Below are 23,088 nucleotides of genomic sequence, written 5' to 3' on the forward strand. Positions count from 1 at the left end.
TCGCGCTCCAGTTCCTTGATGCGTCGCGCATCCGAGGTCGTGGTACCCGCACGCAGGCCAGCGTCGATCTCGGCTCTCTTGACCCAATCGTGCAGGGTTTGCGGCACACAGCCAATCTTCGGCGCAATCGATTCGATAGCTGCCCACAACGAAGGGTACTCGGCTCGATGCTCCTGCACCATGCGCACAGCGCGCTCGCGCACTTCCGGGGAAAACTTGTTGGACTTGTTCATGGCTCCATCTTCTCAAGAGTTGGGGCCTCCTCCAAACCCGGGGCGGTTCACTTCCTTGAGGATTTTATTCTCCAAGCTCGTTTTGCCCAGCACGCGCTGCAGTTTGGCAATTTCGGCGCGGGCTGTCGCCAGCTCCGAGGCGGGCACTACAGCTACGCCGGCAGACACCGCCATCAGTGCGCCTTGCTGGACGCATATGAAGAACGGCCTGCGAGGAGGATCCTCACAGGCCGTTAAAGGGGAAGAAAACTCTCCTTGCTTACCAGGAGAGGTAAGGATTCAACAGATCCCTGCTGATGCCTGGTTCATGCGGCAGGCATTCCTGTACTGCGTAGCGTGGTGCACTGCCATCGTCGCGGTAGCCGCCAGGAATGTCGCCGGGATGCAGCATGCGGAAGTAGGCTGTCGCGGGTTTTTCAAATTCCTCGTAGGACTGGTCTGCCTCCAGCAGGCACCATTGGCGGTAGCCATGGGCATGAATGAGGCGGCTGACCAGCGATTCCACGATGGTGCGCAACGTGGCCGGGCAGCGCCATCCACGCTGGCAGACCAGTTGCTGCGGAATGATGCTGACTTTCAAGAGCCCGTCTCCGCAGCATTCGAGGATGATGTGGGCATCCATGCGGTAGAAGGCATAGGCTTGCGGGCGCATGATGTCCTTGGTGTGCAGTTCTGCTCGGCCTCGTTCTACCAGACGAGCAAGAAGGCGTGGCAATGTGAGTTCGAGGGCGGCGGTGTGTGGCTCGCCTGCTGTGGTGTCAGTTGGAACTTTCAAGATATGTATTCGAGTTCGCGTTGAGGGCATGCTTCACCCATGGAAGCATGTACTGATCTTTAGTGCCAATATACTGCATGCCTAGTCCTAAAGAAATCGTAGTATACATCTATGAGACTATAAATTTCGTGCGTTTCATCTGATTGTCACAATCATGCAACATAGCTTTTGCACTGTCATAGTTTCACTTCGCGTAAGTTATCTGAAGATAAAGCGAGATGTTGCACGTACGCTGCTGCTATGCACAAATTGCCGTCAGTAGCTGATCCGGAGCGTGTGGGATGAGGCATGTGGCTAATTGCAATTTTTTTGATCTACATCAATAAAATGCCGGGTATCAGGGAAAGTCCCAGTAGCACCGGTTCAAATGCCAAAATTGTCTTGAATTTGCTTCGACATTCGGCTAACGTCATGATTTATTTGAGGAAAGTGCAATGAGAGGAATGAGCAGAAGTTCCCGGGAGGCAGAGGTTCCGGTACGGCCGGAGCAGCGCCGGGACTGGGTAACGCTAAAGCGTTTGCTGCCGTATTTGTGGCGCTATCGCTGGCGTGTGCTGTTTGCGCTGATGCTGATGGTGATGGCGAAGCTGGCCAATATTGGCGTGCCACTGCTGCTCAAGGAACTGGTGGATGCCATGCAGATCAAGCCAGGCAATCCGGCAGCCGTGCTGGTGGTGCCGATGGGTCTGATCGTGGCCTACGGCTTGTTGCGTTTCTGTACATCCCTGTTCACCGAGCTGCGGGAACTGGTGTTTGCCAAGGCCACCGAGGGCGCTGCGCGCAGTATTGCATTGGAGACTTTCGCGCATTTGCACAGCCTGAGCTTGCGCTTTCACCTGGAGCGGCAGACCGGCGGCATGACACGTGACATAGAGCGTGGTACACGTGCCGTGCACGCACTGATTTCGTTTTCGCTGTACAGCATCCTGCCAACGCTGATCGAGGTCAGCATCGTGCTGGGGATTCTGGCGTACAGGTTTGACATGGGTTTTGTCTGGATCACGCTGGTGGCATTGCTGGCGTATATCACGTTCAGCGTGAGCGTGACCGAGTGGCGTACACGCTTTCGCCGGGAAATGAACCGGCTGGATTCGGCGGCACACACCCAGGCGATCGATGCCCTGCTGAATTACGAGACGGTCAAGTACTTCAATAACGAGGCGCATGAAACACGTCGCTACGAACAGCAGCTGGAAGCCTACCGTCAGGCGGCACTGAAGAGCCAGCGATCACTCAGTCTGCTGAATGCCGGTCAGCAGCTGATTATTGCGTCTGCGCTGGTGGTGATGATGTGGCGCGCAACCCAGGGAGTGGTGGATGGACGCCTGACGCTGGGCGATCTGGTAATGGTGAATGCCTTCATGATTCAGCTCTACATTCCGCTGAATTTCCTGGGCGTGCTGTACCGCGAGATCAAGCAGAGCCTGACGGATCTGGACAAGATGTTCACGCTGATTGATACGCCGCGCGAGGTGCAGGACAGGCCGGGGGCCGCGGATCTGCAGCTGGGTGCGCGGCTGCCCGAGATCCGTTTCGAGCAGGTGGATTTCCACTATGATGCTGCCCGGCCGATTTTGCGGGAGCTGGATTTCGTGATTCCGGCTGGCAGAACGGTAGCCGTGGTGGGGGCATCGGGTGCCGGAAAATCGACATTGGCACGGCTGCTGTACCGTTTCTACGATGTGCAGGGAGGGCGTATTACGGTGGATGGTCACGATGTGCGCGATCTGACGCAGGACAGTGTACGGCGCGCGATCGGCATCGTGCCGCAGGATACCGTGCTGTTCAATGACACGGTGGCCTACAACATCGGCTATGGTCGACCGGATGCGACGCAGGATGATATCGTGGCGGCGGCCAAGGCCGCGAAAATCCATGATTTCATCGTTTCCACACCGCAGGGTTACCAGACCATGGTGGGGGAGCGTGGCCTGAAGCTGTCGGGTGGCGAGAAGCAGCGGGTGGCGATTGCCCGGGCGCTGCTGAAGAATCCGCCGATCATGGTGCTGGATGAAGCGACTTCGGCGCTGGACTCGGCTACCGAGCGCGCGATTCAGGCCGAGCTGCGTCAGGTGGCGGACAACAAGACGACGCTGGTGATTGCACATCGGCTGTCTACCGTGGTGGATGCCCACGAGATTTTGGTGATGGAACAGGGCCGCATCGTGGAGCGTGGCGACCATGCCAGCCTGTTGTTACAACGAGGGCGCTACGCGGAAATGTGGAATTTGCAACAGTCGCAGGCGGAATGAAAGTGCTTCTATATTCGATTGCAGGAAAACATCCCCCGGATTTTGCGTAGAATGAAATTGCGTCCGACCGTGCGGACTGAACGACTCAAGGAGATACATCAATGCGTAAAAGTCTGATTGCTGCTGCCTGTGCAGCTGCTGCACTGACCCTGGTGGCGTGCGGCCAGAAGGATGCCCCGTCCAATGCTGCCTCCGGTGCTGCCAGCGGCGCTGCTGCTTCTGCCCGCGCTGTCGATACCCTGAACAAGATCAAGACCTCCGGGGTGGTGAACCTGGGGGTGCGTGAATCTTCCGGTCTGGGCTACACCCTGGGCAACGGCAAGTATGTCGGCTTCCATACCGAAATGGCCGAGCGCATCGTGGATGACCTGAAGAAGGACCTGGGCGCTCCGGATCTGAAGATCAACTACCAGCCGATCACTTCGCAGAACCGCATTCCGCTGCTGCAGAACGGCACCATCGATTTCGAGTGCGGCTCCACCACCAACAACCTGGCGCGCCAGAAGGATGTGGACTTCGCCGTGACGACTTATGTGGAGGAAGTGCGCGTGGCGGTGAACGCCAAGTCGGGCCTGAAGTCGATTGCCGACCTGAAGGGCAAGACCATCGTGACCACCACCGGAACCACTTCGGTGCAAACGCTGCGCAAGCACAGCCGTGCCGATGGCCTGGACTTCAAGGAAGTGATGGGCAAGGACCACGCCGACAGTTTCCTGATCCTGGAATCCGGTCGCGCTGATGCCTTCGTGATGGATGGCTCCATCCTGGCCGCCAATATCGCCAAGTCGAAGAATCCGAAGGACTTCGTGTTCCTCGATGAAGTGCTGAACGTCGAGCCGATCGCCTGCATGCTGCCCAAGGGCGACAGCAAGTTCAAGGAAGCCGTGGACAACAGCATCAAGCGCCAGATTGCCGATGGCTCCCTGGCCAAGCTGTACGACAAGTGGTTCATGCAGCCGATTCCGCCGGCCAACGTGACGCTGAACCTGCCGCTGCCCGAAAGCACCAAGCAGGCTTGGGCCACCCCCAATGACAAGCCGATGGAAGACTACGCCAAGTAATGCCGATGCCATCCGTGCCAGTGGGCATGGATGGCCGGCTATCCTGGTCTGGGGCGACCATGGTATGCGGGTCAGACGATCTCGTGTAGCATGACGCCCCAGTCTGTTTGAAGCCGGCAGACAGGCCAGAGGGAGGTCTGGTACTGTCAGGCGCCGTGGCGGTACGAAAACAGCAACAAGGAGAGGGCGCATGAATAGTCTGGATTGGTCGGTGTTCTGCAAGGACATCGTGACCGGCGACGGCATCGTCGGATGTCTGGGGAGCGGGCGGGATGTCAGCTATCTGGACTGGATGATTTCTGCCTGGGGATGGACGGTATCGGTGGCGCTGGTGGCGCTGGTGATTGCCCTGGTGGTGGGCTCCATCATTGGCGTGATGCGTACCCTGCCGAACAGCCCCTGGCTGGTTCGCATTGGCAATGCCTGGGTGGAGCTGTTCCGCAACATCCCGCTGCTGGTGCAGATTTTCCTGTGGTACCACGTGGTGCCGGCGCTGATTCCGGTGGCCAAGGACGTGCCGCCGTTTGTGCTGGTCGTGCTGGCGCTGGGCCTGTTTACGTCGGCGCGTATTGCCGAGCAGGTGCGTTCCGGCATTCAGGCACTGCCCAAGGGGCAGCGGTATGCCGGCATGGCGCTGGGCTTTACCACGCCGCAGTACTACCGCTATGTGCTGCTGCCGATGGCCTACCGCATGATCATTCCGCCGCTGACCAGCGAGTCGATGAACATCTTCAAGAACTCCTCGGTGGCATTTGCCGTCTCGATTCCGGAGCTGACCCAGTTTGCCATGCAGGCCGGTGAAGAGACCGCGCACCTGATCGAGGTCTATCTGGCGGTGACGGCGTTGTACATTTTCTCGGCGCTGGTGATCAACCGCATCATGGCCTACATCGAGAAGAAGGCGCAACTGCCCGGCTTTGTTGCCAGCGGCACGGCGGGAGGGCACTGACCATGAACCTGAGCTTTTCCTTCCTGGACGCCGAGTTCTTCGGCAACTACATCCTCAAGGGCCTGCAGTTCAGCATCGTGCTGACGATTGTGGCCACGATTGGCGGCATCCTGTTTGGCACGGTGCTGGCGCTGATGCGCCTGTCCGGCAAGAAGTGGCTGGAGGTGCCGGCGGCGATTTATGTCAACGGCATGCGCTCCATTCCGCTGGTGATGGTGATCCTGTGGTTCTTTCTGCTGGTGCCGATGATCATCGGGCGTTCGATTGGCGCGGAGTATTCGGCCATCATCACCTTCGTGGCGTTTGAGGCCGCCTATTTCAGCGAGATCGTGCGTGCCGGTATCCAGTCGATTCCGCGCGGGCAGGTGTTTGCCGGTCAGGCGCTGGGCATGAGCTATGGCCAGAACATGCGCCTGGTGGTGCTGCCGCAGGCCTTTCGCAACATGCTGCCGGTGTTCCTGACGCAGACCATCATCCTGTTCCAGGATACCTCGCTGGTGTATGCGATTGGCGCCTATGACCTGTTGAAGGGTTTCGAGACCGCGGGCAAGAACTATGGCCGCACCACCGAAACCTATCTGATGGCCGCGCTGGCCTATTTCGTGCTGTGCTACAGCCTGTCGTGGATTGCCAAGCGCGTCCACAAGAAGATTGCCATCATCCGTTGACATGGAGATCCCCCAAATGTCTGAACACATGATTCAAATCAAGAATGTCTCCAAGTGGTACGGCCCGGTGCAAGTACTGCAGGATTGCTCCGTCAATATCAACAAGGGCGACGTGGTCGTGGTCTGCGGTCCGTCCGGCTCCGGCAAGTCCACGCTGATCAAGACTGTGAACGGCCTGGAGCCGATCCAGAAGGGCGAGATCATCGTGAACGGCACCTCGCTGACCGATCCCAAGACCAATCTGCCCAAGTTGCGCAGCCAGGTGGGCATGGTGTTCCAGCACTTCGAGCTGTTCCCGCACCTGTCGGTGACCGACAACCTGACGATCGCCCAGATCAAGGTGCTGGGCCGCAAGGCTGACGAAGCCAAGACGCGTGGCCTGAAGATGCTGGATCGCGTGGGCCTGATGGCGCACAAGGACAAGTTCCCCGGCCAGCTGTCCGGCGGCCAGCAGCAGCGCGTGGCGATTGCGCGGGCGCTGAGCATGGATCCGGTGGTGATGCTGTTTGACGAGCCAACCTCGGCGCTCGACCCGGAAATGGTGGGCGAGGTGCTGGACGTGATGGTCAAGCTGGCCAAGGAAGGCATGACCATGATGGTGGTGACGCACGAAATGGGCTTTGCCCGCAAGGTGGCCAACCGCGTGATCTTCATTGACGTGGGCGGCAAGATCCTGGAGGATTGTTCCAAGGAGGAATTCTTTGGCAATCCCGAGGCGCGCCAGCCACGCACCAAGGACTTCCTCAACAAGATCCTGCAACACTGACAACCAGACAGACAAGGGGCCGGCAAGGCCCCTTGTCACAACCGCCATGACGACTAGACTGACCATTACCCGCCCCGACGACTGGCACCTGCATGTGCGTGACGAAGACGCCATGCGCACCGTGGTGCCGCATACCGCTGCCCAGTTTGGCCGCGCCATCATCATGCCCAACCTGCGTCCGCCGGTGACCACCACGGAGCAGGCGCTGGCGTACCGGAGCCGCATCCTGCAGGCGGTGCCGCAGGGCGTGGAGTTCAAGCCGCTGATGACGCTGTACCTGACTGACAACACGCCGGCCGAGGAGATCGCGCGTGCGCGTGAAGCGGGCGTGGTGGCCTGCAAGCTGTATCCCGCTGGTGCCACGACCAACAGCGATGCCGGCGTGACCGATGTACGCAAGACCTACGCCACGCTGGAAGCCATGCAGCGCCATGGCATGCTGCTGCTGGTGCACGGTGAGGTGACCGATAGCGAGATCGACCTGTTTGACCGTGAGGCCGTCTTCATCGACCGCGTGATGCATCCGCTGCGCCAGGATTTCCCGGAGCTGAAGGTGGTGTTCGAACATATCACCACGCGCGATGCGGCGCAGTACGTGCAGGAGGCGGGCGCGTACACGGCGGCCACCATCACGGCACACCATTTGCTGTACAACCGCAATGCGATCTTTACCGGCGGGATTCGTCCGCACTACTACTGCCTGCCGGTGCTCAAGCGCGAGTTGCATCGCGTGGCGCTGGTGGAGGCTGCTACCAGCGGCTCCGGCAAGTTCTTCCTGGGCACCGACAGCGCGCCGCATGCCTCGCACCTGAAGGAGCACGCCAGCGGCTGTGCCGGCTGCTATACCGCCCATGCGGCGATGGAGCTCTATGCCGAGGCCTTCGAGCAGGCCGGTGCGCTGGACCAGCTGGAAGGCTTTGCCAGCCTGCATGGCCCGGCCTTTTATGGCCTGCCGGTCAACAGCACGACGCTGACGCTGGAAAAGCAGGCGTGGGACGTGCCTGCCCACTACAGCTATGGTGCCGGAGCCACGCTGACACCGTTGCGTGCTGGCGAGACACTGGGCTGGCGCGTGGCGGCCTGAGTGCCGTGACACCTGACTGGACTGCGCCCTGGCTGGCCGGTTGCCACCAGCCACTGGCGCAGGATCTGCATGCGGCCTGGCGGCAGCAGGGCGATTTGCCATCGGCCCTGAATGGATTTCCCCGGCAGGCCGGTGTGCGCTTTGTGCCGCAGGCGGCCTTGCCCGAGGGCGTGGCCTATGAGCAGTTCATCTTCGATACGCTGCAGGTGCCGACGCGCGAGAATCTGCATGATTTCTTCAATGGCCTGATGTGGCTGCAGTTTCGGCGTGCCAAGCGGCGGCTGAACCTGCTGCAGGCGGGCGAATTGGCGCGTCTGGGAGGCGTGGGCACGCGCGGACCGCTGCGTGATGCGCTGACCCTGTTTGATGAAAACGTGGCACTGTTCCGCGGACCGGATAGCTTGTGGCAGGCACTGGCGCACAAGCGCTGGCAGGAGTTGTTTGGGCGGCAGCGAACCCTGTGGGCGCAATGCGACATCCTGTTGTTTGGCCATGCGTTGCTGGAGCAGCTGGTGCAGCCTTTCAAGAGCATCACGGCGCACGTCTACCGGGTGCCAGAGGCGCTGCCGGCGATGGGCGCACCGGGCTGGCAAGCGGCCTGGGATGACTGGCTGGCGCAGGATCTGGGCGAGACCACGCTGGTGCCCAAGCCTTATGTGCACCTGCCGGTGCTGGGCGTACCGGGCTGGTGGCCGGAAAATGCCGATCCGCATTTCTATGATGACACTTCGGTATTCCGGCCGCTGCGGCGCCCGCCACCTGAAAAAATCACAATTTGATGGTATTTTCTGGCTGGCAGAGATGGGAATTGGCATGATGATCCCCATCTGCATAACGCGCGTTCGTGTGGGCGCGCCACAGCAACCCGTGCAGCGCGCTGCACCCGTGAAGAGAAAGCAAGACCATGAAACGAATTTTCCTGTTCCTGATGACCAACCTGGCCGTGGTGGCGGTGCTGGGGCTGGTGACCAGCCTGCTGGGCGTGAACCACTACCTGACGGCCCAGGGCATCAACTACACCAGCCTGCTGGTGTATGCCTTCGTGATCGGCTTTACCGGTGCCATCATCTCCTTGCTGATGAGCAAGCAGATGGCCAAGAGCAGCATGGGTCTGCACATGATCGACCAGCCGCGCAATGCCGATGAGGCCTGGATCGTGGATACCGTGCGTCGTCTGGCCACGGAAGCCAAAATCGGCATGCCGGAAGTCGGCATCTATGACGGTGAGCCCAACGCTTTTGCAACTGGTGCCTTCAAGAACTCGGCACTGGTGGCGGTGTCCACCGGCCTGCTGCAAAGCATGACCAGGGAAGAGGTGGAAGGCGTGTTGGGCCATGAGGTGGCGCACGTGGCCAATGGCGACATGGTGACCATGGCGCTGATGCAGGGCGTGATGAACACCTTCGTGGTGTTCCTGAGCCGCGTGATTGGCTATGCGGTAGACGGTTTCCTGCGCCGGGGCAGCGACAACGACTCCGGCCCGGGCATCGGTTACTGGATCACCACCATGGTGCTGGATGTGCTGCTGGGCTTCCTGGCGTCCATCATCGTCGCCTGGTACAGCCGTCAGCGCGAATTCCGTGCCGATGCCGATTCGGCGCGCCTGATGGGCAGCCGCCGTCCGATGGTCAATGCGCTCAAGCGTCTGCAAAGCCTGCAGCCGGGTGCGCTGCCGCAAGGCATGCAGGCCTTTGGCATCACCGGTGCGCTGGGCAAGCTGTTCTCCACCCACCCGCCGCTGGAAGAGCGCGTGGCGCGCCTGATGCAGCAGGGCTGATCCACGGCTGGTCTGCTGGTGCAGAGGCCGTCACCGAGACCATGACAAAGCGCCCCGCAGTGTCCTGCGGGGCGCTTTCCTGTTCGGCTCAGTGGCGGTGAGGATCAGGCCGGCAGAAAGCCTTCAATCGACAGGTAGCGCTCGCCGGTATCGTAGTTGAAGCCGAGTACGCGCGCGTTGGCCGGCAGTTCGGGCAGTTTGGCGGCAATGGCAGCCAGCGTGGCCCCGGTGCTGATGCCGACCAGCAGACCTTCACGCGTGGCGGCATCGCGGGCGAATTGCATGGCAGTGGGACCATCGACCTGCAGCGTACCGTCCAGCAGGCTGGTGTCCAGGTTGGTGGGGATGAAGCCGGCACCAATACCCTGGATCGGGTGCGGGCCGGGCTGGCCACCGCTGATCACGGGCGACAGCGTGGGTTCCACGGCATAGACCTTGAGTTGCGGCCACTCGGCCTTGAGCACGCGCGCCACACCGGTGATGTGGCCACCTGTGCCGACGCCGGTGATCAGCACATCCAGGCCTTCGGGGAAATCGGCCAGGATTTCCTGTGCCGTGGTGCGGGCGTGGACTTCCGGGTTGGCAGCATTGTCGAACTGTTGCGGAATCCAGGCGCCCGGGGTCTGGGCTGCCAGCTCCTCGGCGCGGGCGATGGCGCCTTTCATGCCTTTTTCGCGCGGGGTCAGATCGAAGCTGGCACCGTAGGCCAGCATCAGGCGGCGGCGCTCCACGCTCATGCTTTCCGGCATCACCAGAATCAGCTTGTAGCCCTTGACGGCAGCAACCATGGCCAGACCGACACCGGTATTGCCCGAGGTGGGCTCGATGATGGTGGCACCGGGCTGGAGTGCGCCGGATTTTTCTGCCGCCTCGATCATGGACAGGGCGATGCGGTCCTTGATGGAGCCGCCGGGATTGAAGCGCTCGGCCTTGACCCAGACCTGCTGTTCACCCGGGAACAGACGGCTGAATCGGATGGACGGGGTGTTGCCGATGGTGTCGAGAACGGATTGGGCTTTCATGCAGTCTCCTGGCTATTGTCAGTAGAAATGAGGGAATCGATCGGGCCATTGTGCAGGGAAAAAACATAGCTTTGGGTTATATCGATACCCATCAATCAAATCGCGGACTTGGCTGAATCCCTGTGCCGCATAGGGGTATTACCGGGTGCACAATGGCAGCATGAAGCCAAGCGATTCTTCTCCCGAGGTGTTGGATGTGCAATTGCGTGCTGCCGAGCAGGCGCGCGGCCTGCGCAACATGAAGCGTATTGCACTGGGTGCGCTGTTGCTGTCGGTGGCGCTGCTGGCACTGAGCGTGCATTTTGGCCGGACCGGCATCTGGGCCTGGGTGGCGGCGTTTGCCGAAGCGGCAACCGTAGGAGCGCTGGCGGACTGGTTTGCCGTCACGGCGCTGTTCCGCCATCCCATGGGCATTCCGATTCCGCACACGGCCATCATTCCGCGCAACCAGCAGCGCATTGCCAACAACCTGGCGCAGTTCGTGCGCGACAAGTTTCTCGACAAGGCGGTGCTGCTGCCGCGTATCCAGTCGCTCAATCCGGCGCGCCGGATTGGCGAGTACCTGAGTACGCCGGAGCGGGTGCGCTATCTGGCAACGCAGCTGCAGCAGTGGGCAGCGCAGTCGGTGGCAGCGCTGGACAGCCCGGCACTCGAGCGGGATCTGCTGGCCATTATCAAGCGTCAGTTGCATGACTGGAATGCGGCTCCCACGGCGGTGCAGCTGGTGAACATGCTGACGCAGGGCGGGCACCATGAGCGGGTGCTGCAAACGGCGCTGATCAAGGTGTCGGACTGGGTCGGTTCGCCGCAGATCCGCCTGCTGATTGCCGACAAGATGATCGAGATGGCGCGCCGCGAGTATCCGAAGATGACCTGGTTTGTCGACAAGCTGGACTACACCGAGGACATCGCCGACCGGTTGGCTGACCGGCTGGCGCAGGCCCTGATCGACGAGGTGCAGGTGGTGCTGCGCGATCCCGGGCATCCGGTACGCCAGCATTATGCGGAGGAGGTGCTGCGCCTGATGGAGCGGCTGGAGCATGATCTCGACATGCAGCAGCGCGTGCAGAAGCTGAAGACCGAGCTGCTGCTGCATCCGGCGCTGCAGGGCTATGCCAGCCAGCTCTGGCAGCGTCTGCGTGACTGGCTGCGCCAGGACCTGTCCGGCAGCGATTCCGTCATTGCGGCGCAGTTCGAGCGCTATGCCGCCCAGTTGGGGCAGAAGTTGCGCGATGATCCGGTCTGGCAGGATGCGGCCAACCAGCAGCTGGAGATTGCCGTCGAGCATCTGACCGAGCAGTTGCGCCAGATCGCACCCGAGCATATCCGGGCGACCGTGCAGGGCTGGGATACGCGCTACATGGTGCAGGAGATCGAGCGCAGCGTGGGCAAGGACTTGCAGTTCATTCGCCTGAACGGCACCCTGATTGGCGGCCTGGCGGGCCTGGTGCTGCACGCCCTGTTCAGCGGTAGCCTGATGACGATGATCACGGCAGCGGTGCGCTGATGTGGTGTCTTAACGCAGCAGCCAGAGCAGGCCGGACAGCACGATTGCACTGCACAGGGCAGCCACCAGGTCGTCGAACATGATGCCCCAGCCGCCGCGCCAGCCCCAGCCCTTGAAGGCCTGATCGGCCCAGCGTACCGGCTGCGGCTTGGCCGCATCGAAAAAGCGGAACAGCACGAAGGCCAGCAGCTGCCAGAGCAGGGCACTGCCGGACAGCAGGGGCAGTGGCAGTTGCAGCATCAGCACCTGCAGCAGCAGCCAGAAGGCCGCGACCTCATCCCAGACGATGCTGCCCGGGTCCTGTACGCCCATGTGGCGTGCCGTGACGGTGCAGGCCCACCAGCCGAGCGGAATCGCCAACAGCAGCAGCCACCACAGTGCCTGCGCTGGCAGCCAGCTGGCCAGCAGCAGCCAGCTGGCCCATGCAAACAGTGTGCCGGCGGTACCCGGTGCCTTGGGCGCGAGGCCCGATCCCATTCCCAGCGCGAGGGCATGGGCCGGGTGGCTGAAGGTGAAGGCCAGATCGGGGCGGCGGGGGGCTTGCGGGGCTGGGCGTGACATGGGCAGCATGATACGCGTTCAGCGGAAATGGTCGAAGGCAGTGGACGCAATCGGAGCGATGTGGCCATCGGCCTGCTGCAGGCGCAGGCCGTTGCCGGCCTCGATCCGGCCGATGCAGGTGGCCTGCAGGCCGCAGGATTGGGCCGCAGACAGCACCTGCTGGTGGTGTTCAGGTGCCGCGGTCCAGAGCAGTTCGTAGTCATCGCCGCCGGCCAGCGCATAGGGCAGGGCGAGTGTCGCATCCTGTTGGCGCAGCGCGGGACTGGCGGCCTGCAGCAGCGCAGGGGCCTGCAGCAGCGCGGCACAGCCGGAGGCATCGAGGATATGGCGGAGATCGCCCGACAGGCCATCGCTGAGGTCGCAGCAGGCGCTGGCCAGTCCGCGCAAGGCCAGGCCCAGTGCCACGCGCGGTTGCGGCTGTTCCAGGCGCGCGCGCGTGGCCTGCAGCAGCTGCGCGCGAACGGCTGCGGGCCAGCGGGCGAGGGCGGGATCTTCCTGCAACAGCAGCTGCAGCGCCAGCCGGGCATCGCCCAGCCCCTGATCTGCACCGTGACTGACGTAAATGCCATCGCCCGGACGGGCACCGCTGCGCAGCAGGGCCTGTGCGGGCGGCACGTCGCCAAACACCGTGATGCCGATGGTCAGCGGGCCGCGCGTGGTGTCGCCGCCGATCAGTTCGCAGCCATGGGCATCGGCCAGGGCAAACAGGCCGGCGGCAAAGGCTTGTAGCCAGTCGTCATCGATCTCGGGCAAGGCCAGCGCCAGTGTGCAGGCCAGCGGGCGGGCGCCACAGGCGGCCAGATCGCTCAGGTTCACGGCCAGCGACTTGTGGCCGAGCGTGAACGGGTCCACATCGGCCAGGAAATGGCGGCCGGCCACCAGCAGATCGGTGGAAATGGCCAGCTGTTGGCCGGCTGCCGGGGTCAGCAGGGCGCAGTCATCACCGATACCGAGGGTGGCCTGGCGCAGCGGCCGTTCGCGCCGGAAATGGCGGCGGATCAGGTCGAATTCACCGTAGGCGGCGGACATGGCGCGACTCAATCCGAAGGCTTGCCGTCACCGTTGCCGCTGGTGCCGGCAGGCGGGAAGAAGAAGGTGAATGGCGTGTAGAGCGCACGGTTGCGCAGGGCATCGTAGATGCGGTGGCGATCCACGCGCTGCACGTTTTGTGCGGCCAGGGCGGTACGGAAGGCCATGTAGAAGTTGACCATCACGTTGATCGGGCCGATCAGCGCAACGCCGAGTAGCGCCAGCCAGAACTGCTGCATCTGCAGCACTTCCAGCCCCAGTGTGTGGGCAGCGGCACCCAGCTGGCCGGCGGCCAGCGTGACGTGGCGCACTTCGAAGCCGATGCCGAAAAACTGGGCAAACGAGGGCACCAGGCCGAGCATCAGGCCGAGCGAGATATTCGCGCCCAGTCCGGAGATGTTTTCGCGCCACCACTGGCTCCAGCGTGCAGCGCGCTCGGTGCCGAACAGCTGGCGTGAGCGTGGGTGGTGGGCGATGATGGAATCGAGCCGGTTCAGCACAAAGCTGTTTTCCAGCCAGCCACCAATCAGGCTGGACAGGTAGAGCAGCACGCCGGTGATGGCGGCAAACAGTACGGTCGGGCCGATGATGTCCAGGCTGGCCATGGTGCGGAATGCCACGCCATCCGAAATCATCGGCGAGCCGGTGTAGTGCAGCAGCGCCATCGAGATCAGGATGGCCATCGGCACGACTGCCAGCAGGTTGCCGACAATTGCCGCCACCTGGGAGCGGAACAGGTGGGCGACCTCGTCGACAAAGGCGGGAATCGCGTCGGGGGCATCGATATTCTTGAGCTTGGCCGCCATGGCCGGTGCGGTCACGGCCGGCTGCTTGGTGGCCACTGTCCACTGCATCAGCTGGATCACGACAAAGGCCAGCGCATAGTTGATGCCGGCGCTCAGGCCGGTCCAGAAAATCGACAGCGCCAGCGCTGCCAGCACAAACTTGAACCAGACCGCCACGCCCATCACCAGACCACCGCCAAAGGCCTTGCCGAGCAGCGCACGCCAGTCATGGAAGTTGCGCGTGATATAGCTTTCGCCCGATAGCGCATGGCGCTCGGCTACCTTGGCCGCCGTCAGGTGGGTGTTTTCCTGCCACAGCTTGCGCAGGCTGCGCCGGTCGCGGCTGATGCGCACCAGGCGCGAAATCATGCGGGCCGCCGACAGCATCTGCTGTTCGCTCATCAGGCAATCGAGCAGCTGGTTCACACGCTGCACCCGGTCGCGCACCTGCTTGAGCATGAACACGATGCCGACCGAGATGCCATGCTGGTCCAGATGGTCGTAGACGGTGCTGATGGCCACCTTGCTGGCCTGCAGCTTGCCGCGCAGGATCTGCGCCGACAGCCGCGCCGCGTCGGACTGGGCGCCATGCAGGCGCAGCACGCGCACAAAGCTGAACATCGCGACCGGTAGTTCGTGGAAAACGCGCGCCGTGTCTTCGGTATTTGACATGCGGGTGCGGATTTCGCTGGCAAAGCCGATCGCGTTGATCTGGCTCAGGCTGTAGGAGATCGCATCGATCAGGATTTCCTGCCAGTAGCTCAGTTCTGCCGCGCCGGGCGTATCCATGCCCGCCATCTGGGTGAGGGCGGTTTCGCGTGCTTCCAGCGCCTGGCTCAGATCGCTGGTGACCGGATCCTGCTCTTCCTGTGCCATGGGCTGCAGCAGCACGGTTCCCAGCTGCTGCAGGGTTTTCTCGTCCAGCGCCTTGATCCACTGGGCATCGAACAGCGTCGGGAACAGCAGCACGAACAGCTCGCCCAGATCGGTGGTTTCCGGCGTGGCGGGGATGATCTTCTTGCGCAGGCGGTGTGCCATTTCGCTGACAAAGGCGTTGCGCGGTGCAAAGCCGGCATCGGCCAGCAGTGGCGTGACGTCGATATCGGTGACAAAGCGCAGCCACCATTCGCGCCAGCGCAGTCGCCATTCGGTCATCGGTTGCACGGTCGACAGCAGCTGGCGTACCCGGCCCACGGCTTTCTGGATGTCCTCGTCATCGCCACGAATCCAGGCCATGGCGCCATACAGCCAGAGGTGGCGCTGCGCCAGGCTGGCATCGGGATCCAGTGTATTGAGCAGGTACTGGAGCTTGTCGTCGATCTCTTGCGTCATCAGCAGGGCAGGTCAGTGCAGCACGCGGCCTGCGGGAGCAGACGGCTCGGGGCCCTGGTCGTGGGCCTGCAGCAGGAACGGAGTGATGGGGGCGTCAAAGCGCGTGCCGTCGACGGCAACGCAAAAAAAGCTGCCTTCCATGCGTCCTTCGGGCGTGCGCAGCGGCGTACCGCTGCTGTAGGTGAAACTGTCACCCGGTTCCAGCAGCGGCTGGTGACCGACCACGGCCAGGCCACGCACTTCTTCCACGTGCTTGTAGGCATCGGTGATGATCCAGTGACGCGCAATCACCTGCACCGGAATGCTGCCGGTATTGGTAATCGTCACATGATAGGCAAACAGGTACTGGCGCGGAGGATTCGATTCCTCCGGCAGGTATTCCGGACGTACCTCAATCTGCAACTGGTAATCACTGGAGGGGGCGGGGTTGAAATCTGGCATGGGCTCCGATCAGACACGACGAACATCCGCGCAGATGGCGGCAAGATGCACGACAATACCAGACATGAGCACCACTTACCGTATTGCCCCCTCCATTCTCTCGGCCGATTTTGCCCGCCTGGGCGACGAAGTGCGCAACGTGATTGCCGCCGGAGCCGACTGGATCCACTTTGATGTCATGGACAACCACTACGTCCCCAACCTCACCTTCGGCCCGATGATCTGCCAGGCCATCAAGCCGCACGCCGTCACGCCGGACGGCCAGCCGGTGCCGCTGGACGTGCACATGATGGTGCAGCCGGTGGATGCCCTGGCGCAGGCTTTTGCCCAGGCCGGTGCCGACCTGATCAGCTTCCATCCCGATGCCAGCACCCACGTCCACCGCAGCATCCAGGCGATCCGGGCCGCCGGCTGTCAGGCCGGCCTGGTGTTCAACCCGGCCGAGCCGCTCGATGTGCTCGACTGGGTGATCGACGACATCGACCTGGTCCTGATCATGAGCGTCAACCCCGGTTTCGGCGGCCAGGGTTTCATCGACAGCGCCCTGCGCAAGATCGAGGCCGTGCGCAAGCGCATCGATGCCTGCGGCAAGGACATCCGTCTCGAGGTCGATGGCGGCATCAAGGTCGACAACATCCGCCGTGTCGCTGATGCTGGAGCCGACACCTTTGTCGCCGGCAGCGCCATCTTCGGCAAGCCCGACTACGCCGCCGTCATCGGCGACATGCGCAAGGCACTGGCATGAGCCTGGTGTCCCTGCGCTGGCCTGATGCGCAACAGCCGTTGCCGGTGCAGGCCGTCATGATCGATCTCGATGGCACCCTGGTCGACACCATGGGCGATTTCGACCTGGCGCTCAACGCCATGCTGGCCGAACTCGGCCAGCCGGCCATTGCGCGCGCCAGCATCGGCCAGCTGGTCGGCAAGGGTTCCGAGCACCTGATCCGCAGCACGCTGCAACAGGTCGGTGCCGATGCCGCCCTGTTCGATAACGCCTTCGCCAGCTACCAGCGCCATTACGGCGAGATCAACGGCCAGCAAAGTCGCCTGTTCGATGGCGTGCAACAGGGGCTGGAACAGCTGCAGGCGCTCGGCCTGCCGCTGGCCTGTCTCACCAACAAGCCGCAGGTGCACGCCGAAGTGCTGCTGCAGCGGCTGGGCATTGCCGGCCATTTCCGCTGTGTCTTTGGCGGTGATGCCTTTGCGCGCAAGAAACCTGATCCGCTGCCGCTGCTCGAAACCGCACGCGCTCTCGGCACCGATCCCGCCGTGACCCTGATGCTCGGCGACTCCAGCAACGATGCCCAGGCGGCGCATGCGGCCGGCTGTCCCGTGCTGCTGGTCGATTACGGCTACAACCATGGCCAGCCGATCCGCGAGGTGGCAGCGCAGGGCTATCTGTCGAGCATGGCGCAGTTGCAGGGCGAGCCCTTGGCACGTTCCGCAGCGATTTGTTAAACTGGTTCGCATGTTCATCCATCGCAACATCACCCGAGGTCGTGCCGACCGGGGAGCCTGGCCCTGGCGTCCCTGTGCGGCCTGCTGCGCCTGCTGAGGCGCTGGTGGTGTGCACCCGCAGTCTGACGGGTGCTGCCTGATGTTGGTCGGGGCGGTTTATAGTGTGGGCGCAAGGCCCGCGGCGATGCTGCATGGCGCGCACCGTCCCTCATCCCGATGGATCTCCCATGACAGAACTTGAATTCAAGAGCCTGGTCGCCCAGGGCTACAACCGCATCCCGCTGATGCTGGAAGCCTTTGCCGACCTGGAAACCCCGCTTTCGCTCTATCTCAAGCTGGCCCATGCCGAATACGGCGGCCGCAACAGCTTCCTGCTCGAATCCGTGGTCGGTGGCGAACGCTTTGGCCGCTACAGTTTCATCGGCCTGCCGGCCCGCACGCTGCTGCGCGCCAGCGGCTTTGGTGCCGATGCGCGCACCGAGGTCGTCACGGATGGCCAGGTGGTGGAAACCGCCAGCGGCAACCCGCTCGATTTCATTGCGCAATACCAGCAGCGCTTCAAGGTGGCGGTACGCCCCGGCATGCCGCGTTTCTGCGGCGGTCTGGCCGGCTATTTCGGTTACGACGCGGTGCGCTACATCGAGAAAAAGCTCGAAGCCTCCTGCCCGCCCGATGACCTGCACACGCCCGATATCCTGCTGTTGCAGTGCGAGGAAGTTGCCGTCATCGACAACCTGTCCGGCAAGCTCTATCTGCTGGTCTATGTCGATCCGGCCCAGCCCGAGGCCTACAGCCGCGGCCATCAGCGCCTGCGCACACTGCGCCAGCGCCTCAACGAGCCGGCCGTGCCGCCGGTCACCAGCGTCTACCAGAGCGAGCCGGTCGAGCGCATCTTCGCCAAGGACGATTACCTGCAGGCGGTGCAGCGCGGCAAGGACCTGATCGCCGCCGGCGATTTCATGCAGGTGCAGGTCGGCCAGCGCCTGCAGAAGCGCTTTGCCGCGCATCCGCTCAACCTCTATCGTGCGCTGCGCTCGCTCAACCCGAGCCCGTACATGTACTACTACCACTTCGGGGATTTCCAGGTCATCGGCTCCTCGCCCGAAATCCTGGTGCGCCACGAGCACGAGGCCGATGGCTCGCAAAGCGTCACCATCCGCCCGCTGGCCGGCACCCGCCCGCGTGGTGCCACGCCCGAGGCCGACCTGGCGACAGAGCAGGAGCTGATCAACGACCCCAAAGAGCGTGCCGAACACGTGATGCTGATCGATCTGGCCCGCAACGACATCGGCCGCATCGCCAGGACCGGTTCGGTCAAGGTGACCGAAGCCTTTGCCATCGAGCGCTACAGCCACGTGATGCACATTGTCAGCAACGTGCAGGGCACGCTGCTGGACGGCATGTGCAACATGGATGTGCTGCGTGCCACCTTCCCGGCGGGCACGCTCACCGGCGCGCCCAAGATCCACGCCATGGAGTTGATCGACGAGCTGGAACCGGTCAAGCGCGGCATTTACGGCGGTGCCTGCGGCTACCTGAGCTATGCCGGCGATATGGATGTGGCGATTGCCATCCGCACCGGCATCGTCAAGGACGGCATGCTCTACGTGCAGTCGGCGGCCGGCGTGGTGGCCGACAGCGTGCCCGAAATGGAATGGCGTGAAACCGAACACAAGGCACGCGCGCTGCTGCGTGCCGCAGAACTGGTGGAGGAGGGCCTGCAATGAGCAAGATCCGCGTCCTGATGGTCGATAACTACGATTGAGGTCTACTGGCGTCTATCAACCTCCATGGAACAACTCTAAGTCTATGTTTTTAAAGGGTTGATCGTCCATCGAGCGATTCTGAAAGCTGGACAAATCCAGTGCTCATGTGTGTAATGGAGTGTGTAACGGGCCAAACTGGAGGCGTTATACACATGGCACTCACAGCACTCAATCTTCTCTCGGCGCGCAAAGTGGAAACGGCGCAGCCCAGGCCCAAGGTGTACCAACTCCGGGACGGAGGCAGCCTCTTTTTGCGCGTTCAGCCCAACGGCTCCAAGCTCTGGTGGTACCGCTACCGGCTGGGCGGCGCTGAACAGGTGTACTCAATCGGGGTGTACCCAAAGGTCACGCTGGAGGCAGCCCGTGCGGAACGGGACCGGGCAAAGGCGTTGGTCAAGAAGGGCCTCGACCCCATCGTGGAGAAAAAGGCGGCGATCGCCCTCCAGGCCGACACATACGAACGCACGTTCGAGACCGTTGCTCGGGAGTGGATCGTCAGCAATGCTCACTGGAGCGAGTACTACACCAACCAGGTCACCAGCTACCTTGAGAAGGATGTTTTCCCCCGGATTGGCAAGTTGCCGATCAGCAGCATCAGGGCTCCACATCTGCGCCCCATCATCAAGGATGTGGCGGCTCGTGGCGCGAAGACTGTGGCGATCCTCATCCGCCAGTGGTGTGGGCAAATCTTCAGTTATGCGGCTGCCCAAGGTCTCTGCGAATACGATCCTGCCGCCTTGCTCAAGGGACTGGTCAAGCGCCCTCAGGTCCGCCACAACCCTCCGTTGACATGGGCAGAGATCCCGGACTTTCTCAATCGTGTGGACAACGAAGGGGGTTACCAGACGACAGTCCTCGCCCTCAAGCTGATGGCTTTGACCTACGTGCGCACCGTAGAACTGCGCAAGGCCTCCTGGGAAGAGTTCGACCTGGACAACGCCATGTGGTCGATTCCGTCCGAGCGCATGAAGATGCGACGCCCCCATCTGGTTCCCCTGTCACGGCAGGCGGTGGCCGCTCTTAGGGAACTACATGCTCTAACTGGCGGCGGCAAAGTATTGTTCCCGAGCTACAGAAAGCCGGGACAAGTGATGTCGGCAACGACGCTCAATCAAGCACTCAAGCGCATGGGTTATGGCGGACGGTTTTCGTCCCATGGCTTCCGCTCGACCGCAACGACGATCCTTGGACTGTTGGGATATCCGGAGAAGCGGGTCGATCTTCAACTCGCTCATTCCAAAAAGAGCAAGGACTCATCGCGCGCGCCCTACGATCACACGAAGTTTGTGGAGTCCCGCAAGGTAATCATGCAGGACTGGGCTGACATCCTTGACTCATTGCAGGCAGGGAAACCCGTTGAAGGGGTCACGAAGGCGTTTGGCCCCATGTCGAAGCGTAGAACGGCGCTGCTCCGTGTCATAGAGCGCGAGTGATGTCTGCTGCTTGGCGAGTGGAATGCCTAATGCACGTGTAGCACCTTGAACTGAAGACGCAGAACGAGGACATTGGCACTCGACTAGGTTGGAGCATTCTTGGCGACCTGCAGTGCTCTGCGCTCGAACCGCTCTGAAACAACGTCGGCTTGTCCGCAGGGCCGCTGCAGGTGGGTCACGATCTCGTAGGGTCCGTCAGACAGCGGCCGTGTGTGAATGCCCCATCCCTGCGCATGCTCAATGCGCGATTGCGCGGATACCCCGACGCCGTAGCCGGCAGCGACCCATAGCGCGATCATCTCGAAGGAAGAGACACGCTGAATGTTCTGTTGACTCACCGCGGGAAGAGAAGGCAGCCGCTGATCCAGCAAAGGGCAATTCTCTGCAGGCCAGCGAAAGACGGAGTAGTCCAACAGTTCGGCGATCGTGAGCTTCGCCTGGTCAAGTAAGGGAAAGCGCAACGGCATGGCGACGGCCATGTTCTCGGTCCATAGAGGTTGGCTTTTCAGCGACGGATCGCTCGATCCTTCAAGCGTCATGCCCGCGTCGTAGCGGCCTTCCCGAAGTCCCGCAATCAAATCATCGGCTGTGACCTCATGAAACGAAATGGTGACTTCCGGCTCTTCCGCACGCTGCAACGCAAGCAATGCCGAAAGATGCGATGACGGTACGCCAGGCGCTATGGCAAGCCTGAAATTGGAAAAGGAAAACTGGCTGGTGGCGTCGTGCATGAGAGCCCCCACAAAGCGATCGGATCAAAAAGGCGAGCCACCATGATAGCCAAAAGAGATATCTTTAACGTGGTTAAATTCGGTCGATTGATCGACGCTTCTGGTGATGCAGAAGCGCAGCGTTCAACCGGGCCGCCCCCCTGGCACAACCACCTATGAAGCCGAGCCGGCACTGGCCTTCGGCCAAGCGGTGCGTGCTGCCCGCTTGGCGCAGGGAGTCGCTCAGGATGAATTCGCGTCCATGGCTGGTATAGCTCGCTCGCATATGGGCAAGATCGAGCGTGGGGAGCACATGCCCACGCTCGCATTGATACTGAAAATCTCCGCTGCCCTCAGCATAAGTGCGGCAGAGCTGATGAGTGCAACGGAACGCAATCTTCGTGCCGATGCCCAATCTTAAGTGGTGCGGTCCGTTGCGTCAGTCGCTCGAAGGGTCCCGGAGGCGGTCGATAAATCGCACCAGCGAAGCCGATGAGTTGCTGCTTTCGAGTCGAAGCAGGTAGGTGGTGATCACGGCTGTATCCAGCGCCAATGGACGGATCACCACGTCCGGTCGCTGGCTGACCGGAATCTTGGTCGCCGTCATGAAGCCCACGCCGTAGCCGGCACCGACCAAGGTGAGCATCATGTCCAGCGAGGAAACCTCCTCAACGACATTCAGTTTGTGTTCCTGGGTCTGCAGGAGGCGCGCCAACTCGCGGCAGTAGCCTTCGCACACCTGGGGATCGCACAGGACAAGAGGATGCCCCCGGAGTTCATGGAGTGGAACCTCCTTGTGGACGAGCAGTGCGTGCCGGGCTGGCAAGGCGACCACCAGCGGGTCCTGCCAGATAGGTTCGGCGACGATGCCATCACCGACGTCGGCGGTATGAGCGAATCCGATGCAGAAGTCGCCCGAGCGCAGGCCGCGCAACTGCTCGGCCAAAGGCACTTCGGACATCCGTATCTCGATCTCGGGTTCTTCGGCACGGCAACGGGCTAGAAACGCCGACAGCCGGGGATCGAGCGCGCCGTCGGATACGGCGATGCGCAGGCTGCCTCGCAAGCCCGCCGCGACAGCCTTGACGTTCTCGCGGGCCTGCTCCAGGACGGTGAATAGCCGGCGAGTGTCCTGCAGGAACACGGCACCCGCAGCGGTCAGTCGGGTGCCCCGGCGGTCCCGGTCGAAGAGCACAGCGCCTAACTCGTCCTCAAGCTCCTTGATGGCGCGGGACAGAGGAGGTTGCTCAATGTGAAGACGCTCAGCCGCCCGTGTGAAATGAAGTTCTTCGGCCAAAACGATAAAGCAACGCAGGTGCCGCAGTTCCATGAGCAATGTTCCTATTCAGGCGCTGACGACCTCCTTCTGTTTGCTCCACGCGATGCAGGTTGAAAACTTCTTTTAAGCGATGTTTTTTCATATGTTCTTGAGCATGAGATGTAGGCGTTCAACTTTTCCAAACGAGAGGCCGGGCTGTG

Annotated in this window: 23 protein-coding genes and 1 pseudogene; 14 read left to right on the plus strand and 10 right to left on the minus strand. The window is 62.0% G+C overall.

Annotation, left to right across the window (positions count from 1 at the left end):
* The 3 genes and pseudogenes from C513_RS0108885 to C513_RS0108895 all read right to left on the minus strand — a co-directional run.
* A partial coding sequence (locus tag C513_RS0108885; protein WP_018716275.1) for a transposase occupies window positions 1-233 on the minus strand: 233 nt, incomplete at its 3' end.
* Window positions 234-284: 51 nt separating this feature from the next.
* Window positions 285-422, minus strand: a pseudogene (locus C513_RS13920) (IS3 family transposase); the annotation flags it as partial.
* A gap of 70 nt (window positions 423-492) precedes the next feature.
* Window positions 493-1,008, minus strand: coding sequence for a hypothetical protein (locus C513_RS0108895; RefSeq protein WP_156816086.1), 516 nt, complete (start codon window positions 1,006-1,008; stop codon window positions 493-495).
* Between the two features lie 434 nt (window positions 1,009-1,442).
* Here C513_RS0108895 and C513_RS0108900 point away from each other — a divergent pair, with 434 nt between their 5' ends.
* From C513_RS0108900 to htpX, 8 genes are all read left to right on the plus strand, one after another.
* Entirely contained in the window at window positions 1,443-3,260 is a 1,818-nt protein-coding gene (locus tag C513_RS0108900) for an ABCB family ABC transporter ATP-binding protein/permease (RefSeq protein WP_026320707.1), read from the plus strand.
* A 101-nt stretch (window positions 3,261-3,361) separates the two neighbouring features.
* Window positions 3,362-4,321: an amino acid ABC transporter substrate-binding protein gene (locus C513_RS0108905; protein WP_018715705.1), complete on the plus strand. Its 960-nt coding sequence runs from the start codon at window positions 3,362-3,364 to the stop codon at window positions 4,319-4,321.
* A 190-nt stretch (window positions 4,322-4,511) separates the two neighbouring features.
* Complete coding sequence (locus C513_RS0108910) at window positions 4,512-5,270, plus strand: amino acid ABC transporter permease (protein ID WP_018715706.1); 759 nt, start codon at window positions 4,512-4,514, stop codon at window positions 5,268-5,270.
* A 2-nt stretch (window positions 5,271-5,272) separates the two neighbouring features.
* Window positions 5,273-5,938, plus strand: coding sequence for an amino acid ABC transporter permease (locus C513_RS0108915; RefSeq protein ID WP_018715707.1), 666 nt, complete (start codon window positions 5,273-5,275; stop codon window positions 5,936-5,938).
* 28 nt (window positions 5,939-5,966) lie between these two features.
* Window positions 5,967-6,704, plus strand: coding sequence for an amino acid ABC transporter ATP-binding protein (locus C513_RS0108920; protein ID WP_026320710.1), 738 nt, complete (start codon window positions 5,967-5,969; stop codon window positions 6,702-6,704).
* Between the two features lie 46 nt (window positions 6,705-6,750).
* Window positions 6,751-7,788 carry a dihydroorotase gene (gene pyrC / locus C513_RS0108925; protein WP_026320711.1) on the plus strand — a complete coding sequence of 346 codons (1,038 nt, stop codon included), beginning with the start codon at window positions 6,751-6,753 and terminating at the stop codon, window positions 7,786-7,788.
* A gap of 5 nt (window positions 7,789-7,793) precedes the next feature.
* Window positions 7,794-8,567, plus strand: a complete 774-nt coding sequence (locus C513_RS0108930; RefSeq protein ID WP_018715710.1) for a DUF3025 domain-containing protein — start codon at window positions 7,794-7,796, stop codon at window positions 8,565-8,567.
* Window positions 8,568-8,692: 125 nt separating this feature from the next.
* Complete coding sequence (gene htpX, locus C513_RS0108935; protein ID WP_018715711.1) at window positions 8,693-9,565, plus strand: protease HtpX; 873 nt, start codon at window positions 8,693-8,695, stop codon at window positions 9,563-9,565.
* A 104-nt stretch (window positions 9,566-9,669) separates the two neighbouring features.
* Here the strand turns inward: htpX and cysK are convergent, their stop codons facing one another.
* A complete protein-coding gene (gene cysK, locus C513_RS0108940; RefSeq protein ID WP_018715712.1) occupies window positions 9,670-10,587 on the minus strand; it encodes a cysteine synthase A in 918 nt (305 codons plus the stop codon).
* Between the two features lie 160 nt (window positions 10,588-10,747).
* On the opposite strand from cysK, the gene C513_RS13140 reads away from it, so the two are divergent.
* Complete coding sequence (locus tag C513_RS13140; protein ID WP_083927388.1) at window positions 10,748-12,094, plus strand: DUF445 domain-containing protein; 1,347 nt, start codon at window positions 10,748-10,750, stop codon at window positions 12,092-12,094.
* Window positions 12,095-12,103: 9 nt separating this feature from the next.
* Here the strand turns inward: C513_RS13140 and C513_RS0108950 are convergent, their stop codons facing one another.
* From C513_RS0108950 to apaG, 4 genes are read right to left on the minus strand one after another with little or no spacing between them, the layout of a single operon-like run.
* Complete coding sequence (locus C513_RS0108950; protein ID WP_018715714.1) at window positions 12,104-12,664, minus strand: phosphatidylglycerophosphatase A family protein; 561 nt, start codon at window positions 12,662-12,664, stop codon at window positions 12,104-12,106.
* A 9-nt stretch (window positions 12,665-12,673) separates the two neighbouring features.
* Window positions 12,674-13,684, minus strand: coding sequence for a thiamine-phosphate kinase (gene thiL, locus C513_RS0108955; protein WP_018715715.1), 1,011 nt, complete (start codon window positions 13,682-13,684; stop codon window positions 12,674-12,676).
* 8 nt (window positions 13,685-13,692) lie between these two features.
* On the minus strand, window positions 13,693-15,801 hold the full coding sequence (locus tag C513_RS0108960) for a site-specific recombinase (RefSeq protein WP_018715716.1): 2,109 nt from the start codon (window positions 15,799-15,801) through the stop codon (window positions 13,693-13,695).
* Window positions 15,802-15,813: 12 nt separating this feature from the next.
* Window positions 15,814-16,242: a Co2+/Mg2+ efflux protein ApaG gene (gene apaG, locus C513_RS0108965; protein ID WP_018715717.1), complete on the minus strand. Its 429-nt coding sequence runs from the start codon at window positions 16,240-16,242 to the stop codon at window positions 15,814-15,816.
* Between the two features lie 64 nt (window positions 16,243-16,306).
* Between apaG and rpe the strand changes: the two genes are divergently transcribed.
* From rpe to C513_RS0108985, 4 genes are all read left to right on the plus strand, one after another.
* Window positions 16,307-16,987 carry a ribulose-phosphate 3-epimerase gene (rpe, locus tag C513_RS0108970; protein ID WP_018715718.1) on the plus strand — a complete coding sequence of 227 codons (681 nt, stop codon included), beginning with the start codon at window positions 16,307-16,309 and terminating at the stop codon, window positions 16,985-16,987.
* Entirely contained in the window at window positions 16,984-17,700 is a 717-nt protein-coding gene (gene gph, locus C513_RS0108975) for a phosphoglycolate phosphatase (protein ID WP_018715719.1), read from the plus strand. The genes rpe and gph overlap by 4 nt, the downstream gene beginning before the upstream one ends.
* Before the next feature lie 227 nt (window positions 17,701-17,927).
* Window positions 17,928-19,427 carry an anthranilate synthase component I gene (gene trpE / locus C513_RS0108980; protein WP_018715720.1) on the plus strand — a complete coding sequence of 500 codons (1,500 nt, stop codon included), beginning with the start codon at window positions 17,928-17,930 and terminating at the stop codon, window positions 19,425-19,427.
* A 191-nt stretch (window positions 19,428-19,618) separates the two neighbouring features.
* A complete protein-coding gene (locus tag C513_RS0108985; protein WP_003060765.1) occupies window positions 19,619-20,899 on the plus strand; it encodes a tyrosine-type recombinase/integrase in 1,281 nt (426 codons plus the stop codon).
* An 83-nt stretch (window positions 20,900-20,982) separates the two neighbouring features.
* Here the strand turns inward: C513_RS0108985 and C513_RS0108990 are convergent, their stop codons facing one another.
* On the minus strand, window positions 20,983-21,630 hold the full coding sequence (locus tag C513_RS0108990; RefSeq protein ID WP_020307796.1) for a substrate-binding domain-containing protein: 648 nt from the start codon (window positions 21,628-21,630) through the stop codon (window positions 20,983-20,985).
* A 106-nt stretch (window positions 21,631-21,736) separates the two neighbouring features.
* Here C513_RS0108990 and C513_RS0108995 point away from each other — a divergent pair, with 106 nt between their 5' ends.
* On the plus strand, window positions 21,737-22,030 hold the full coding sequence (locus C513_RS0108995; RefSeq protein WP_003050003.1) for a helix-turn-helix domain-containing protein: 294 nt from the start codon (window positions 21,737-21,739) through the stop codon (window positions 22,028-22,030).
* A gap of 18 nt (window positions 22,031-22,048) precedes the next feature.
* On the opposite strand, the gene C513_RS0109000 is transcribed toward C513_RS0108995, so the two are convergent.
* Window positions 22,049-22,939, minus strand: coding sequence for a LysR family transcriptional regulator (locus C513_RS0109000; RefSeq protein ID WP_003050005.1), 891 nt, complete (start codon window positions 22,937-22,939; stop codon window positions 22,049-22,051).
* Window positions 22,940-23,088: the final 149 nt, after the last annotated feature.

This window comes from Allobrachymonas chironomi DSM 19884 (genome assembly GCF_000374625.1).
GTDB classification, from domain to species: Bacteria; Pseudomonadota; Gammaproteobacteria; order Burkholderiales; family Burkholderiaceae_C; genus Brachymonas; species Brachymonas chironomi.